Consider the following 16605-nt stretch of genomic DNA (forward strand, 5'->3'; position numbering starts at 1 on the left):
CACCGGAGCACACGCTCTCCGGGCGCCGGCCGGTCGTCGTGCGTCCGGCATCTGCGTCTGAGCGCACTCGACGCATAAACTCACCCGGTGTCCGAGACTCCCGAGACTGACGCGCCGCTCGAGCGGATCGACCCCGCCGAGCTGGCGGTGGCCCTCAAGGTGCTCCGTGAGCTGCACCGGCTCGATCCGGAGCATCCCGACGTCACCACGGTCAAGCACGCGACCGGCCGGATGTGGAAGCTGCTCAAGAAGAGCCGGCGCGCCGCGCTCCGCGAGGAGCGCCAGGCGCACGACAACGCGGTCATCTCCCTGACGGCGACCGGCTCGCCGCTGCGGATCGACGACGAGACCGCCGGACTACCGCTGGTCTCCACCGCCCCCGGCGCGATCGCGGGCGAGCTGCGCCGCGGCCGGGACTGCTACATCTGCAAGCAGGAGTACTTCCAGGTCGACGCGTTCTACCACGGCCTGTGCCCGAGCTGCTCCGCGATGAGCCACGCCAAGAGGGACGCTCACGCCGACCTGACCGGCAAGCGGGCGCTGCTGACCGGCGGCCGCGCCAAGATCGGCATGCACATCGCGCTGCGGCTGCTGCGCGACGGCGCGTACCTCACGCTCACCACGCGCTTCCCGAAGGACGCCGTACGCCGCTTCGCCGCCCTCGAGGACAGCGCGGACTGGTTGCACCGGCTCAAGGTGATCGGCATCGACCTGCGTGACCCCACACAAGTGGTGGCGCTGACCGACGAGGTCGCAGCCGACGGGCCGCTGGACATCATCGTCAACAACGCCTGCCAGACGGTCCGCCGTCTGCCCGGCTCGTACAAGCACCTGATCGACGGCGAGGCGGCTCCGCTGCCCTCCCCCGGCTACTACGGGCACCGCGAGCTCCCCGAGATGCTCACGTTCGACCGGATCTCGGAGGCACACCCGGCCGCGCTGGCAGGCGCCCTCGCGAGCGCCCAGGGCGCCCACCACGAGGGTGAGTCGCCCGAGGCGCACGCCGCTGCGCTGGCGGCCCACAACGCCGCGTCGCTGACCCAGCTCGCGCTGACGGCGGGCAACGCCTCGCTCGAGGCTCACCTCGCCGGCACCGCCATCGACGCGGGCGGCCTGATCCCGGACATCCAGACGAACAACTCGTGGACGCAGGTCCTCGACGAGGTCGACCCGCTGGAGCTCCTCGAGGTGCAGTTCTGCAACTCGATCGCACCGTTCCTGATCAACTCGCGCCTGCGTCCGGCGATGCGCGCCGCGATCCAGAACGGCGCGCGACGCGCCTACATCGTCAACGTCTCCGCGATGGAGGGCCAGTTCTCCCGCCGCTACAAGGGCGCCGGCCACCCCCACACGAACATGGCCAAGGCCGCGCTGAACATGATGACGCGGACGTCGGCCGGGGAGCTCTTCGAGACCGACAAGATCCTGATGACGGCCGTGGACACCGGCTGGATCACCGACGAGCGCCCGCACGAGGAGAAGCTCCGCATCGCCGCCGAGGGCTGGCATGCACCGCTCGACCTGGTCGACGGCGCCGCCCGGGTCTACGACCCGATCGTGCGCGGCGAGGCCGGCGAGGATCTCTACGGCTGCTTCCTGAAGGACTACGCGCCCTCCCCCTGGTGAGCCGCTGACCACCCACCGCTGCGGTGGTCGCGGCGTCCGATTCCCGCCGGATCGACCGCTCGATCGTGCCTAGCGTTGCTGCATGACCCTGACGACGAGTCCTGACGACCGGCCATCGCAGTCCCGGGAGACCCCGCGCGGCGACGCGCACGTGGCGATCGACCCCGCGATCCTCTACTTCGGCACTCCTGTCGTCCTGCTCAGCACGCTGAACCCGGACGGCACCACGAACCTGATGCCGATGTCCTCGGTGTTCTGGCTCGGTCATCGCGCGGTCTTGGGCATGGCGGCCGGCTCGCAGACCGCCGCGAACCTGTCCCGGCAGGGCGAGGTCGTCCTCAATCTGGCGTCCGACGACCTGGTCGGCGCGGTCGACCGGCTCGCGCTGACCACCGGGCGCCCCGACATCTCGCCCCGGAAGGCCGCACGAGGGTACGTCCACGTGGCCGACAAATTCGCCACGGCCGGCCTGAGTCCGTGCTCGTCCGAGACGGTCGCCCCCGATCGAGTCGCCGAGTGCGTCGTCAGCCTCGAGGCCCGCGTGAGCGACCTCCGCCCGATGTACGCGGACGACGCGGATCGCGCGGGCTCGACGATCATCGTCGAGGCATCGGTGTCTCGCGTGTGGGTCGCGCCGGCGATCCGACTGGCCGGCCACCCCCACCGGATCGACCCCGACCGGTGGCGGCCGCTGATCATGAGCTTCCAGCACTTCTACGGCCTCGGCGAGAGGGTCCACCCCTCTCGGCTCGCCGGTATCGACGAGGAGCTCTACCGGTAAATGCGGGAGGCCCCCATCAGAACAGTGTTCTGATGGGGGCCTCGACCACAATGATTGTCCGGCGGCGTCCTACTCTCCCACAACCTCCCGGTTGCAGTACCATCGGCGCTGTAGGGCTTAACTTCCGGGTTCGGGATGGGACCGGGTGTTTCCCCTACGCTATGACCGCCGTAACCCTTGCCCACCGAATACATTCGATGGAAGTCACGTTGGTGAATCGTTGGTTCGTGGACGCGAACACTTCTTTGCGCAGTTTAGATTGCGTTTGTTGGTTTTGTTGAGCATTTGTAAGGCAAGCCCTCGGCCTATTAGTACCAGTCAGCTCTACCTCACGGTTGTACACTTCTGGCCTATCAACCCCATCGTCTATAGGGAGCCTTAACCCAATAAGGGTGGGAAACCTCATCTTGAAACATGCTTCCCGCTTAGATGCGTTCAGCGGTTATCACTTCCGAACGTAGCCAACCAGCCATGCACCTGGCGGTACAACTGGCACACCAGAGGTTCGTCCATCCCGGTCCTCTCGTACTAGGGACAGCCTTTCTCAAGTTTCCTACGCGCGCAGAGGATAGGGACCGAACTGTCTCACGACGTTCTAAACCCAGCTCGCGTGCCGCTTTAATGGGCGAACAGCCCAACCCTTGGGACCTACTCCAGCCCCAGGATGCGACGAGCCGACATCGAGGTGCCAAACCATCCCGTCGATATGGACTCTTGGGGAAGATCAGCCTGTTATCCCCGGGGTACCTTTTATCCGTTGAGCGATGCCGCTTCCACATGCCGACACCGGATCACTAGTTCCGACTTTCGTCCCTGCTCGACATGTCTGTCTCACAGTCAAGCTCCCTTGTGCACTTACACTCAACACCTGATTACCAACCAGGCTGAGGGAACCTTTGAGCGCCTCCGTTACATTTTAGGAGGCAACCGCCCCAGTTAAACTACCCATCAGGCACTGTCCCTGAACCGGATCACGGTCCTAGGTTAGACATCTAGTACGACCAGAGTGGTATTTCAACGATGACTCCACCCATACTGGCGTATGGACTTCACAGTCTCCCACCTATCCTACACAAGCCGAACCAAACACCAATACCAAACTATAGTAAAGGTCCCGGGGTCTTTCCGTCCTTCTGCGCGTAACGAGCATCTTTACTCGTAGTGCAATTTCGCCGAGTCCACGGTTGAGACAGCGCCCAAGTCGTTACTCCATTCGTGCAGGTCGGAACTTACCCGACAAGGAATTTCGCTACCTTAGGATGGTTATAGTTACCACCGCCGTTTACTGGGGCTTAAGTTCTCAGCTTCGACATTGCTGTCTAACCGGTCCCCTTAACCTTCCAGCACCGGGCAGGAGTCAGTCCGTATACATCGTCTTACAACTTCGCACGGACCTGTGTTTTTAGTAAACAGTCGCTTGGGCCTGGTCTCTGCGGCCATCACCGCTTCCCCACGCAAGGTGGTTCACGGATCCGGCCCCCCTTCTCCCGAAGTTACGGGGGCATTTTGCCGAGTTCCTTAACCATGGTTCACTCGATCGCCTTGGTATTCTCTACCTGATCACCTGAGTCGGTTTGGGGTACGGGCGGCTCGAAGCTCGCTAGAGGTTTTTCTCGACAGCATAGGATCATCGACTTCCCCCAAAGGGTCCCCATCAGATCTCAGACTTAATGCAACGCGGATTTGCCTACGTCACGTCCTACATCCTTAGCCGGCGACAACCATCGCGCCGGATCGACTACCTTCCTGCGTCACCCCATCGCTTACCTACTACACGCTCGGGTCATGCGCTACGCACACACGCCGCCCCCGAAGGGTTGGTCGCGGTGTTTCGGGCACTTAGCATCACGCGCCTCAGCATGGGCGCTTCTTCGCCGGTACCAGAATATCAACTGGTTGTCCATCGACTACGCCTGTCGGCCTCGCCTTAGGTCCCGACTTACCCAGGGCAGATTAGCTTGACCCTGGAACCCTTGATCATCCGGCGGATGAGTTTCTCACTCATCATTCGCTACTCATGCCTGCATTCTCACTCGTGTAAACTCCACGGCCAGATCACTCTGCCGCTTCACCGCATACACGACGCTCCCCTACCCACCCCAGACCAAGTCTGGAGTGCCATAGCTTCGGCGGGCGGCTTGAGCCCCGCTACATTGTCGGCGCGGAATCACTTGACCAGTGAGCTATTACGCACTCTTTCAAGGGTGGCTGCTTCCAAGCCAACCTCCTGGTTGTCACTGCGACTCCACATCCTTTTCCACTTAGCCGCCGCTTAGGGGCCTTAGCTGATGGTCTGGGCTGTTTCCCTCTCGACAATGGAGCTTATCCCCCACTGTCTCACTGCTGCGCTCTCACTTACACCCATTCGGAGTTTGGCTAACGTCAGTAACCTGGTCGGGCCCATCGGCTATCCAGTGCTCTACCTGATGCAAGAAACACGCAACGCTGCACCTAAATGCATTTCGGGGAGAACCAGCTATCACGAAGTTTGATTGGCCTTTCACCCCTATCCACAGGTCATCCCCTCCATTTTCAACTGAAGTGGGTTCGGTCCTCCACGCCGTCTTACCGGCGCTTCAACCTGCCCATGGATAGATCACTTCGCTTCGGGTCTAGAGCATGCGACTAAAACGCCCTATTCGGACTCGCTTTCGCTACGACTACCCCACACGGGTTAACCTCGCCACACACCACTAACTCGCAGGCTCATTCTTCAAAAGGCACGCCATCACCCCGAAAGGCTCTGACGGATTGTAGGCACACGGTTTCAGGTACTATTTCACTCCCCGCCAGGGGTACTTTTCACCTTTCCCTCACGGTACTTGTCCGCTATCGGTCATCAAGAAGTATTTAGGCTTAACAGGTGGTCCTGCCAGATTCACACGCCATTCCAGGAGTAGCGTGTTACTTGGGATGCACCTCCACAGTCCGTGTCTTACCACTACGGGACTCTCACCCTCTACGGCGCCGCTTCCCAACGACTTCGCATTCAACACGGATTTCTTACTGTGCCCCAGGCCGGCAGACCCAGGAGAAGGCTCCCACAACCCCAACCACGCAACCCCTGCCGGGTATCACACGTAACTGGTTTAGCCTGATCCGCTTTCGCTCGCCACTACTCACGGAATCACTATTGTTTTCTCTTCCTACCGGTACTGAGATGTTTCACTTCCCGGCGTTCCCTCCAACATCCCTATACATTCAGGATGCGGTAACACGACATGACTCGTGCTGGGTTCCCCCATTCGGACACCCCCGGATCAACGCTCCGTTGCCAACTCCCCAGGGCTTAACGCAGGCTCGCACGTCCTTCATCGGCTCTTGATGCCAAGGCATCCACCATGTGCCCCTCATAGCTTGCCAAACAAACACTCAACAAAAACAACAAACACCGACAACAAACCGGCATCCATCGCCTCATCAAGCAAAACTCAAATCAAAGGCAATAAACTACAAAGACTAGAAAGCACCGCCACCACCCGTACCTGGTGAAGTACGAAAGGCTTGCACGGCGGCACTCATAAGATGCTCGCGTCCACTATCCAACTATCAACCACCACACCCACCAACCCTCTCCCCCAGTACAACCGCACCAGGCTCGAGCGAAAGAGGCCACCCGTGAACCCGAACCCCGCAACCAACGGTCACGGCGAGCCAACAGGCACGAGGAGTGTGATTCCTCAAAGCCCAACAGTGTGCCAAAACTCCCCTGTCCACCGGTGCACGATGAGGTTCCACGCCCCCGAAGAGGCAGTACTGACATCAAACACCAACCCGACCGGGTCCTTCATCGACGATTCCACTAGCGAGCAGCACCATCGCCAAGACACAGTTGTCCTGGACATCATGGCTGACTGACTCCTTAGAAAGGAGGTGATCCAGCCGCACCTTCCGGTACGGCTACCTTGTTACGACTTCGTCCCAATCGCCAGCCCCACCTTCGACAGCTCCCTCCCACAAGGGGTTAGGCCACCGGCTTCGGGTGTTGCCGACTTTCGTGACGTGACGGGCGGTGTGTACAAGGCCCGGGAACGTATTCACCGCAGCGTTGCTGATCTGCGATTACTAGCGACTCCGACTTCATGGGGTCGAGTTGCAGACCCCAATCCGAACTGAGACCGGCTTTTTGGGATTCGCTCCCCCTCACGGGATCGCAGCCCTTTGTACCGGCCATTGTAGCATGCGTGAAGCCCTGGACATAAGGGGCATGATGACTTGACGTCATCCCCACCTTCCTCCGAGTTGACCCCGGCAGTCTCCTATGAGTCCCCAACCGAATTGCTGGCAACATAGGACGAGGGTTGCGCTCGTTGCGGGACTTAACCCAACATCTCACGACACGAGCTGACGACAGCCATGCACCACCTATCTACCGACAAAAAGGGGCACTATCTCTAGCGCTTTCCGGTAGTAGTTGAACCCAGGTAAGGTTCTTCGCGTTGCATCGAATTAATCCGCATGCTCCGCCGCTTGTGCGGGCCCCCGTCAATTCCTTTGAGTTTTAGCCTTGCGGCCGTACTCCCCAGGCGGGGCGCTTAATGCGTTAGCTGCGGCACGGAACCCATGGAATAGGCCCCACACCTAGCGCCCAACGTTTACGGTGTGGACTACCAGGGTATCTAATCCTGTTCGCTCCCCACACTTTCGCTCCTCAGCGTCAGAACATTCCCAGAGAACCGCCTTCGCCACCGGTGTTCCTCCTGATATCTGCGCATTTCACCGCTACACCAGGAATTCCGTTCTCCCCTGAATGCCTCTAGTCTGCCCGTATCGAAAGCAGGCCAGGTGTTAAGCACCTGGTTTTCACTCCCGACGCAACAAACCGCCTACGAGCCCTTTACGCCCAATAATTCCGGACAACGCTCGGACCCTACGTATTACCGCGGCTGCTGGCACGTAGTTGGCCGGTCCTTCTTCTGTGCATACCGTCACTTGCGCTTCGTCTGCACTGAAAGAGGTTTACAACCCGAAGGCCGTCATCCCTCACGCGGCGTTGCTGGATCAGGCTTCCGCCCATTGTCCAATATTCCCCACTGCTGCCTCCCGTAGGAGTCTGGGCCGTGTCTCAGTCCCAGTGTGGCCGGTCACCCTCTCAGGCCGGCTACCCGTCGAAGCCTTGGTAGGCCATTACCCCACCAACAAGCTGATAGGCCGCGAGCACATCCTGGACCCAAAAAAGTTTCCACACACCCCCATGCGAGAGCGCGTCATATCCGGTATTAATCACCGTTTCCGGTGGCTATCCCAGAGTCCAGGGCAGATTACTCACGTGTTACTCACCCGTTCGCCGCTCGAGTACCCCGAAAGGCCTTTCCGCTCGACTTGCATGTGTTAAGCACGCCGCCAGCGTTCGTCCTGAGCCAGGATCAAACTCTCCATCAAAAAACAAACACCCAACCACCCCAAAAGAGCAGCCGAGCAAGAAGAGATGCCTGCAACAAAACAAACCCCGACAATCTCTTGTCAGAATCATGTTCGTATCCGTCAAACCCAAAGATTCAACGGGGCACAACAAAATTAATTCGTCGACTATTTGACACACTGTTGAGTTCTCAAGAATCACACGCGCACCGTGGCTCGAAACCAAGTCCTTCAGTTTCTCACCTGCGGGGCGATCCGTACTTTATCGGAGACTTTCACTTTCCACCAATTCGGCGGATTCGCTCTTTTCTCCCATCACACGACTGTGGTCCGGACCCTCTCGGCTCCATCCCCCGCTCGTGGCGACTCGGAGAACAGTACGCACACGGGGCAGACATGCCAAATCGAGCGGGCGTCACGCTCAACGTCAGCTTCCGAGGCGCTCCGGAGGCTCTGCCGAGGTGCCGTCAGCGCTCGGCCGCGTACTGCTCCCGCAGCCTGCCCTTGACCATCTTGCCCGTGGGCGTCCTCGGCAGCTCGGCGCGGAAGTGGAACTCGCGGGGCACCTTGAAGTGGGCGATCCGTTCGCGGGCGTACCGGCTCAGCTCCTCGGCCAGCTCCGCGTCGCCGACCACCCCGGGAGCGGGCTGCACGACGGCGATCACGCGCTCCCCCATCTCCTCATCGGGCACTCCCAGCACCGCGATGTCCGCGACGCCGGGGTGGAGGGCGAAGAGGTCCTCGATCTCCTGGGGGTAGATGTTCACCCCGCCGCTGATGATCATGAAGGCCGTGCGGTCGGTGAGATAGAGGAAGCCCTCCTCGTCGAGGTAGCCGAGGTCGCCGACCGTGGTCCAGCTCGGGTGCTCGGGGTGCTCGGCGGCCCGCGTCCTCTCCGGGTCGTTGTGATAGCTGAACGTGCGCTCCTCGCGCTCGAAGTAGATCGTGCCGATCTCGCCGGGCGGCAGGTCCCGCCCGTCGTCGCCGACGATGTGCGGGATGCCGAGCAGCGGCCGGCCGACCGAGCCGGGGCGCTGCAGCCAGGTGGCCGAGTCGATCATCGTGGATCCATTCGCCTCGGTGGAGGCGTAGTACTCCTCGATCACCGGGCCGAACCACTCGATCATCCGGCGCTTGACCTCGATCGGGCACGGCGCCGCGGCGTGCACGACGCAACGCAGGCTCGAGACGTCGTACCGCTCCCGGACCTCCGCGGGGAGCTTGAGCATCCGGACGAACATGGTCGGGACCATCTGGGTGTGGGTCACCCGGTAGCGCTCGATCGCGGCCAGCGCTTCCTCGGCGTCGAACCGCTCCATCATCACCACGGTCCCGCCGGCCACGTGGATCGCGCCCATGAAGCGCAGCGGTGCGGCGTGGTAGACCGGAGCCGGCGAGAGGTAGATCGTGTCGGGACCGAAGCCGTAGACCCGGCCGAAGACGGTCGGGTACAGGTAGCCCGGCTCGTCGACGGCGATCGGCGGCAGCGGCGGCTTGATCCCCTTGGGCCGGCCGGTGGTGCCGCTGGAGTAGAGCAGGTCGTCCCCGTGCGGCTGCTCGGGGAGCGGTCGATCGCCCGCAGCGGCGAGCGCCTCCTCGTAGCCGGCATAGCCCTCGATCGCCCCGCCGACGGCGATCCGCACGGCGACGTCCGTCTCCAGCCCTCCGGCCAGCTCCGCGAGCGCCGCGGAGACGACCAACGCCTTGGCGCCGCAGTCGTTGAGGATGTACGACGCCTCCGGAGCGCTGAGGTGGCTGTTGACCGCGGTGATGTAGAGCCCGGATCGCAGCGCCGCCCAGTAGACCTCGTAGGTCTCGGGCCGGTTGTCGCTGATCATCGCGACGCCGTCGCCGACCTGGAGACCCGCCGCCCGCAGGTGGTTGGCGAGCCGGAGGCTGCGGTCGTCCAGCTCGGCATAGGTCAGCGTCCGGCCGGAGCCGGACATGATCAGGGCCGGCTTGTCCGGCGTCGTCCGTGCCCAGGTTCCCGGATACATGCGTCGACCCTGTCAGCAACGCGGGCCGCGCGGTAGGGCCCCTCAAGCGGTCAGGCGGGGTGCTCGGCCGCCCAGGCGACCAGGTCGCGCGCGGCTCCGTACGGGGGCTGGGAGGCGCCGCGCCACACCGCGTGCAGGCGACGGGTGAGGTCGAGGCCGGCCACATTGATCTTCACCAGCCGGCCCAGCGCCAGGTCCTCGCGGATCGCGTGCGCACCTACCGCGGCGGGGCCGGCACCGGCGGCGACGGCGGCGCGGACGGCGGCGGTACTGGAGAGCTCGAGGGCGGGTGCCGCCGTCTCGAGATGGCTGAGGGCGCGGTCCAGGACCATCCGGGTGCCGGACCCGGGCTCTCGCACGACGAGCGGTGTCCCCGCGAGCGTCGCCGCGCTGATCCGCCGGCTCGCGCGCGAGACCCACGGGTGCTTCGGCCCCACCACCACGACGAGGGTGTCGGTCCCGACCAGCCGGTGGTGCAGGTCGGAGGGAGCGTCAGGCCCCTCGATGAAGCCGAGATCGACCTCACCCGTACGGACGAGGTTCTCGACGCGCTCGCTGTTCGTCGCCGTCATCGTCACCTCGGTCGGCGTCAGCCCCGCGTGGATCTGACGCGCGCGCAGGGCGACCAGCCAGCCCGGGAGCAGGTGCTCGGCGATGGTGAGGCTCGCGGCGATGGTGAGGTGGCCCCGCCGATCCGCCCGGAGCGCCGCGATGCCGGCGTCCATCTGCGCGGCGGCGGCGAGGATCGCGCCCGACCACTGCACCAGCAGCTCTCCGGTGGGGGTCAGCGCCGATCCGCGGCGCGTACGGTCCAGCAGCGAGGCGCCCACGAGCGACTCCATCGTCCGCAGCCGCGAGGAGGCCGCCTGCTGGGTGATGCCGAGCTCGACGGCGGCCGCACTGAGGCTCCCCGTCTCCGAGACCAGGGTGAGGAGCTCGAGGGCGCGCAGCTCCGGAACGTGTGGCCCCAACATGGCACAAGGCTACCTTGTGACCCCACAAGCACAACCTCGTTCTGTGATTCACCATGCGTACGAGAGAATGAGGTCATGAGTATTCGTGTGGCCATCATCGGCGGCGGTCCCGCCGGCATCTATGCAGCAGACATCCTGACCAAGTCTGAGGCGGACGTGTCGGTCGACATCCTCGAGCGGCTGCCCGCTCCCTTCGGCCTGGTCCGCTACGGCGTGGCGCCGGACCACCCGCGGATCAAGGAGATCATCAAGGCGCTCGACCGCGTCCTGGCGAAGGACGAGATCCGCTTCCTCGGCAACGTCAACTACGGCGTCGACGTGAAGCTCGACGACCTGCGCGAGTTCTACGACGCCATCATCTTCTCCACCGGCGCCAAGGCCGACCGCGAGCTCGGCATCCCCGGCGAGGAGCACTCGATCGGCGCCGCCGACTTCGTCTCCTGGTACGACGCGCACCCCGACGACGCCCCCACGTGGGACTTCGAGGGCGCGACCTCCGTCGCCGTCGTCGGTGTCGGCAACGTCGCGCTCGACGTCGCCCGCGTCCTGGCGAAGACCGCCGAGGAGATGCTGGTGACCGACATCCCGGTCCAGGTCTACGAGGGCCTCAAGGCCAAGCAGATCACCGACGTGCACGTCTTCGCCCGCCGCGGCCCGGCGTACGCGAAGTTCTCTCCGCTGGAGCTGCGCGAGCTCAACCACTCGCCCAACGTGGAGGTGATCGTGCACCCCGAGGGCTTCGACGTGGACGACCACGGCATGCAGCACATCGCCGAGCACAAGGCTCAGAAGCTCGTGCTCGACGTGCTCGCCAACTGGGTGGGTCGCGACGAGGTCGGCAAGCCGCACCGCATCCACCTGCACTTCGCCGAGGCGCCGCACTCGATCGAGACCGACGCCGAGGGCAAGGTGGTCGCCTTCAAGACCGAGCGCACCCACTCCCCCAACGCCGACGGCAACGTCGAGGGGACCGGCGAGATCAGCGAGTGGCCGGTCGGCCAGGTCTACCGCGCCATCGGCTACAAGTCCGAGGCGCTCCCGGACCTGCCGTGGGACGCCCGCAAGGCGATCATCCCCAACGACGGCGGCAAGGTCCTCGACCTCGACGGCAACCCGATCCCCGGCCTGTTCACCACCGGCTGGATCAAGCGCGGCCCGGTCGGCCTCATCGGTCACACGAAGAGCGACGCCGCCGAGACCGTCGGCCACCTGCTCGAGGCCACCACCGAGACCGCGCCGCAGCGCTCGCCCGAGGCGGTCGACGCCTACTTCGCCGAGCGCGGCGTCAACGTCTTCAACCACGGCCACTGGGTCAAGCTCGATGCCCACGAGATCGCCACCGGCGAGTCGCAGGAGCGCATCCGGGTGAAGGTCGCGACCCGCACCGAGATGCTGGAGGCCGGTCAGGCCTGATCGCCCCGTACCTGACGTTTCTCACACCGACACGCGGCAGCGTGGTGAGAAACGTCAGGTACGTCGCATTTCAGCCGGCGAACGCGTGCACGGGCGCCCCGCCGACGCCGACCTCGAGCGCCAGCACCTGACCGGCGTGCTCCTCCGGCTGGGGCCGGTCCTTCTTCGAGGTGGTGATGAAGAGCGTGCGCCCGTCGGCTCCGCCGAAGGCGCAGGAGGTCGGGTTGGCGACGCCGACCTCGATGACGTCGACCAGGGCGCCGGAGGCGTCGAAGTGACGCACCTGTCCGCCGGACCAGACGGCGACCCACAGGCCGCCGTGCTCGTCCATCGCCATCCCGTCGGGGTAGCCCGACTCCAGCTGGATGTGCACCTTCCGCTCGCCGAAGGCGCCGGTCGCCGGATCGACGTCGTAGGCGTAGATCTGTTGGTGCGGGCTGTCGGCGTGGAAGGCCGTACGACCGTCGGGCGTCCAGGCCAGACCGTTGGGGATGGAGACCGGGTCGCGGACGACGTCGACGCTGAGGTCGGGGTTGAGCCGGTACAGGACGCCGCCGTCGAAGCGCTCGTCGTAGCTCATCGAGCCGACGTAGAGCCGGCCCGACGGGTCGACACTGCCCTCGTTCAGCCGCACCTCCGGGTCGGCGTGGACCGGGATCTCCTCGAGCGTGCCGAGGTCCTCGTCGAGGAGCGCGAAGCCGCGCTCGAACGCCATCACGTATCCGCCGCCAGCGCGGGCGCGGATCACGGCTGCGACGTCGCTGACGTGGGTCTTCATCCCGTGGGCATCCACGATCGTGTGGACGTCGCCGCGGGTGATGTCGACGTAGCGCAGTGCGCCGATGCGCGGGTCCCAGAAGGCACCCTCACCGTGATAGACGGATGGATCTCCGAGCCAGGTCTGTGAGGTCACGAGGGAGCACGATAGAGCGCTCTCATGACCCGCGACCAACCGGTCACGGTGCGATGATCGGCGCCCTGGGAGAATCGGCGCATGTACGTCCCCCGCTTCAACGCCCTGACCGACGAGACCGAGATCCGCGCGCTCGTCGCGACGGTCGGGGCCGGCGACCTCATCACCACCGGCGAGGACGGCTTCCCGCTCGCGACCCGGCTGCCGGTGGTGTGGCGCGACGACCGGTTGCTGCTGCACATGGCGATCGCCAATCCGCACTGGCGCACCCTCACCGAGGGCGAGCCCGCCCTCCTGATCGTCACCGGTCCGGAGGCGTACGTCTCGCCGAGCTTCTACGCCTCCAAGGCCGAGCACGGCCGGGTCGTTCCGACGTGGAACTACTCGGCCGTCCACCTCACCGGCCGGCTCGCCGTCCACACCGACGCCGGGTGGCTGCGGCGCCAGGTCGGCCTGCTCACCGATGCGATGGAGGCCTCGCGTGCGGAGCCGTGGCGCGTCGAGGACGCACCCGACGCGTACGTCGAACAGCAGCTGCGGGCCGTGGTCGGCATCGAGCTGAGCGTCGAGCGGGTCGAGGGGAAGGCGAAGCTGAGCCAGAACCGCTCCGCCGAGGACCGGGCCGGCGTGATCGAGGGACTGCACGCCACCGGGATCGGGCGCGACACCGCGGTCGCCGAGGCGATGGAGCGGCTCTGACATGCGGAACGGGGAGCGCGGCGCGCATCGGATGCGCACCACACTCCCCGTCCGTCGAGCGCTACGAGTCGCTCACTCCCACTCGATCGTGCCCGGCGGCTTCGAGGTCACGTCGATCACGACACGGTTGACGTCGGCCACCTCGTTGGTGATCCGGGTGGAGATCCGCTCGACCAGGTCGAACGGCAGCCGGGCCCAGTCGGCGGTCATGGCGTCCTCGGAGGTGACCGGGCGCAGCACGATCGGGTGACCGTACGTGCGGCCGTCGCCCTGGACGCCGACCGAGCGGACGTCGGCGAGCAGTACGACCGGCATCTGCCAGATGTCGTTGTCGAGGCCGGCGGCGGTCAGCTCCTCGCGGGCGATCGCGTCGGCCTGGCGCAGGATGTCGAGGCGCTCGCGGGTGACCTCGCCGATGATCCGGATGCCGAGGCCGGGGCCCGGGAACGGCTGGCGCTGGACGATCTCCTTGGGCAGGCCGAGCTGGTCGCCGACCGCGCGGACCTCGTCCTTGAAGAGCGTGCGCAGCGGCTCGACGAGCTCGAACTCGAGGTCGTCGGGCAGCCCGCCGACGTTGTGGTGGGACTTGATGGTGGAGGTGCCGGCGCCGCCACCGGACTCGACCACGTCGGGGTAGAGGGTGCCCTGCACCAAGAAGCCAACGGTGGAGCCGACGCCGTCTTCGGTCTGGGGGGCGGTGCGGATGATGTCGGCCTGCGCGCCCTCGAAGGAGCGGATGAACTCGCGGCCGATGATCTTGCGCTTGGTCTCCGGCTCGGAGACGCCGGCGAGGGCGTCGAGGAACTGCTTCTCGGCGTCCACGACGACCAGCTTGGCGCCGGTCGCGGCGACGAAGTCGCGCTCGACCTGCTCGGACTCGCCCTGGCGCATCAGGCCGTGGTCGACGTAGACACAGGTGAGGCGGTCACCGATCGCCTTCTGCACGATCGCCGCGGCGACGGCGGAGTCCACGCCGCCGGAGAGGCCGCAGATGGCCCGGCCGTTCTCGCCGATCTGCTCGCGGATCCGCTCGATCTGCTCCTCGGCGATGTTGCCGATGGTCCAGCTCTGGCGGCACTTGGCGATGTCCCAGAGGAAGTGCTCGAGCACCCGCTGGCCGTGCTCGGAGTGCAGCACCTCGGGGTGCCATTGGACGCCGGCGAGGCCCGCCTCGACGTTCTCGAACGCTGCGACCGGGGTGACGGCGGTGGAGGCCAGCACGTCGAAGCCGGCCGGAGCCTCGGTCACCGAGTCGCCGTGCGACATCCAGACGTTGTGCGCGGCCGGGACGCTGGCCAGCAGCGTGCCACCGGTGGAGACGGAGACCGGGGTGCGGCCGTACTCGCGCGCACCGGTCGCCGAGACGGTGCCGCCGAGGCCCTTGGCCATCAGCTGGAAGCCGTAGCACATGCCGAAGACGGGAGTGCCGGCGGTGAAGATCGCGTCGTCGATCGCCGGGGCGCCCTGCTCGTACACCGACGACGGACCGCCGGAGAGGATGATCGCCTTCGGCCGCTTGGCGAGCATGTCGGCGACCGACATGGTGTGCGGCACGATCTCGGAGTAGACCCGCGCCTCCCGCACCCGCCGCGCGATCAGCTGCGCGTACTGCGCGCCGAAGTCGACGACGAGGACCAGATCGTGCTCGACCGATTCGTGAAGGGGCTGCGCAACGGCGTCAGTCATAGCCGGATCTTATCGGCGCCCGCACCCCGAGCCGAACCGACGCCGAGTCGGCGCAGCTCGCCTCGAGATGCGCCGACTCGACGCAGGGTGGGTCAGGAGTGGGGTGTGACGACCGCGCGGCCGCTGAGCTCGCCGGCCTCAAGCTTGCGGTACGCCTCGAGCGCCTGGTCCATCGAGTAGCGCTCGACGTCGGGGACGATCTGGCCGGCGCGATACATCGCGACCACCTCGTTGAGGTCCTCGATGGTGCCCCAGTACGTGTTGGTGATGGTCGCCTCGTACGGGTTGGTGAAGAACGACCAGTCCGTGACGCCGCCCGCTATGCCGACCACCGTCAGCCGACCGCCGATCGCCAGCGCGCCCTGCGCCACCTTGATGGTGGGCGAGGCGCCGACCAGGTCGAACGCCGCGTCCACGCCGCGCCCGCCGGTGATCTCGCGGATCCGCGCGACCTGATCGGGCCCGCCCGGGACGGCGATCGCGCCGCGCTCGACAGCGCGGGCCATCGCGTCCTCGCGCATGTCGGTCACGATCACGGTGGCGCCGGTCAGGGCGGTGAGGATCTGGACGGCGATCTGACCGAGGCCGCCGAGCCCGACGACGAGCGCGAACCGGCCGCCGCCGGCGAGGTTCGGCAGGGCGAGCTTGATCGCGTGGTACGGCGTCAGGCCGGCATCGCTGAGCGGTGCGGCCGCGACCGGATCGGCGTCGCCGAGCGGGACCAGGTTGCGCGCGGGAACGGTGACGTACTCCGCCATGCCGCCGTTGCGACCCAGCCCGATGGCGGCGTACGGGTTGGTGGCGGCGTTGTCGCAGTAGGTGTCCTGCCCGCGTGAGCAGGGGGCGCAGTGCCCGCAGCCGATCGGGCCGTAGACGAGGTAGGCATCGCCCTTGGTCAGGCCGGTGACGCCGGGGCCGATCTCCTCGATCCAGCCGGAGTTCTCGTGACCGAGGATGAAGGGCGGCACCTGGGCACCCGGCTGGCCAGCCTTGAACTCGCGGTAGATCGCGACGTCGGAGTGGCAGGCGCCGGCGCCGGCCACCTTGAGCAGCACCTCGCCTGGGCCCGGATCGGGGCGCTCGACCTCGGTGAGGATCGGGAAGGTCTCGTAGTTCTCGAACAGGACAGCACGCATCGGGCAACCTCTCCAGGAA

At 65.5% G+C, this 16605-nt stretch carries 9 protein-coding genes and 3 rRNA genes; 4 read left to right on the forward strand and 8 right to left on the reverse strand.

Annotated features, from left to right (window positions below; all coding sequences use genetic code 11):
• Nucleotides 1-87 precede the first annotated feature (87 nt).
• Together ACZ5L9_RS02300 and ACZ5L9_RS02305 are read left to right on the forward strand one after the other, a co-directional pair.
• Nucleotides 88-1626 carry an SDR family NAD(P)-dependent oxidoreductase gene (locus tag ACZ5L9_RS02300; RefSeq protein ID WP_464533273.1) on the forward strand — a complete coding sequence of 513 codons (1539 nt, stop codon included), beginning with the start codon at nt 88-90 and terminating at the stop codon, nt 1624-1626.
• 82 nt (nt 1627-1708) lie between these two features.
• Nucleotides 1709-2407 carry a flavin reductase family protein gene (locus ACZ5L9_RS02305; protein WP_464533276.1) on the forward strand — a complete coding sequence of 233 codons (699 nt, stop codon included), beginning with the start codon at nt 1709-1711 and terminating at the stop codon, nt 2405-2407.
• A gap of 56 nt (nt 2408-2463) precedes the next feature.
• Here ACZ5L9_RS02305 and rrf read toward each other — a convergent pair.
• The 5 genes from rrf to ACZ5L9_RS02330 all read right to left on the reverse strand — a co-directional run bounded on the left by rrf (nt 2464) and on the right by ACZ5L9_RS02330 (nt 10739).
• Nucleotides 2464-2580, reverse strand: a 5S ribosomal RNA gene (gene rrf / locus ACZ5L9_RS02310).
• Between the two features lie 115 nt (nt 2581-2695).
• Nucleotides 2696-5770 (reverse strand): 23S ribosomal RNA (locus tag ACZ5L9_RS02315).
• A 503-nt stretch (nt 5771-6273) separates the two neighbouring features.
• A 16S ribosomal RNA gene (locus tag ACZ5L9_RS02320) occupies nt 6274-7789 on the reverse strand.
• The 16S, 23S and 5S rRNA genes sit together here, the layout of an rRNA operon.
• 446 nt (nt 7790-8235) lie before the next feature.
• Nucleotides 8236-9765 carry an acyl-CoA synthetase gene (locus tag ACZ5L9_RS02325; RefSeq protein WP_464533278.1) on the reverse strand — a complete coding sequence of 510 codons (1530 nt, stop codon included), beginning with the start codon at nt 9763-9765 and terminating at the stop codon, nt 8236-8238.
• A gap of 50 nt (nt 9766-9815) precedes the next feature.
• Nucleotides 9816-10739: a LysR family transcriptional regulator gene (locus tag ACZ5L9_RS02330; protein WP_464533281.1), complete on the reverse strand. Its 924-nt coding sequence runs from the start codon at nt 10737-10739 to the stop codon at nt 9816-9818.
• A 75-nt stretch (nt 10740-10814) separates the two neighbouring features.
• Here ACZ5L9_RS02330 and ACZ5L9_RS02335 point away from each other — a divergent pair, with 75 nt between their 5' ends.
• Complete coding sequence (locus ACZ5L9_RS02335; protein WP_464533284.1) at nt 10815-12152, forward strand: FAD-dependent oxidoreductase; 1338 nt, start codon at nt 10815-10817, stop codon at nt 12150-12152.
• A 70-nt stretch (nt 12153-12222) separates the two neighbouring features.
• Here ACZ5L9_RS02335 and ACZ5L9_RS02340 read toward each other — a convergent pair whose 3' ends face one another.
• Entirely contained in the window at nt 12223-13065 is an 843-nt protein-coding gene (locus ACZ5L9_RS02340) for an SMP-30/gluconolactonase/LRE family protein (RefSeq protein WP_464533287.1), read from the reverse strand.
• An 81-nt stretch (nt 13066-13146) separates the two neighbouring features.
• Between ACZ5L9_RS02340 and ACZ5L9_RS02345 the strand changes: the two genes are divergently transcribed.
• Entirely contained in the window at nt 13147-13764 is a 618-nt protein-coding gene (locus ACZ5L9_RS02345) for an FMN-binding negative transcriptional regulator (protein ID WP_464533290.1), read from the forward strand.
• Between the two features lie 72 nt (nt 13765-13836).
• Here the strand turns inward: ACZ5L9_RS02345 and guaA are convergent, their stop codons facing one another.
• The gene (guaA, locus tag ACZ5L9_RS02350) at nt 13837-15450 is read right to left on the reverse strand and encodes a glutamine-hydrolyzing GMP synthase (protein ID WP_464533292.1); all 1614 of its coding nucleotides are present in this window, start codon (nt 15448-15450) and stop codon (nt 13837-13839) included.
• A gap of 92 nt (nt 15451-15542) precedes the next feature.
• Nucleotides 15543-16586 carry an NAD(P)-dependent alcohol dehydrogenase gene (locus ACZ5L9_RS02355; RefSeq protein WP_464533295.1) on the reverse strand — a complete coding sequence of 348 codons (1044 nt, stop codon included), beginning with the start codon at nt 16584-16586 and terminating at the stop codon, nt 15543-15545.
• Between the last annotated feature and the right edge of the window lie 19 nt (nt 16587-16605).

Source organism: Nocardioides sp. JCM 18998, from assembly GCF_055391535.1.

What these genes read in the sequence shown, in the direction of transcription:
- ACZ5L9_RS02305 (WP_464533276.1), top strand. Translation starts at nt 1,709, where the DNA reads ATGACCCTGACGACGAGTCCTGACGACCGGCCATCGCAGTCCCGGGAG.
- ACZ5L9_RS02325 (WP_464533278.1), bottom strand. Translation starts at nt 9,765, where the DNA reads ATGTATCCGGGAACCTGGGCACGGACGACGCCGGACAAGCCGGCCCTG.
- ACZ5L9_RS02330 (WP_464533281.1), bottom strand. Translation starts at nt 10,739, where the DNA reads ATGTTGGGGCCACACGTTCCGGAGCTGCGCGCCCTCGAGCTCCTCACC.
- ACZ5L9_RS02335 (WP_464533284.1), top strand. Translation starts at nt 10,815, where the DNA reads ATGAGTATTCGTGTGGCCATCATCGGCGGCGGTCCCGCCGGCATCTAT.
- ACZ5L9_RS02345 (WP_464533290.1), top strand. Translation starts at nt 13,147, where the DNA reads ATGTACGTCCCCCGCTTCAACGCCCTGACCGACGAGACCGAGATCCGC.
- guaA (WP_464533292.1), bottom strand. Translation starts at nt 15,450, where the DNA reads ATGACTGACGCCGTTGCGCAGCCCCTTCACGAATCGGTCGAGCACGAT.
- ACZ5L9_RS02355 (WP_464533295.1), bottom strand. Translation starts at nt 16,586, where the DNA reads ATGCGTGCTGTCCTGTTCGAGAACTACGAGACCTTCCCGATCCTCACC.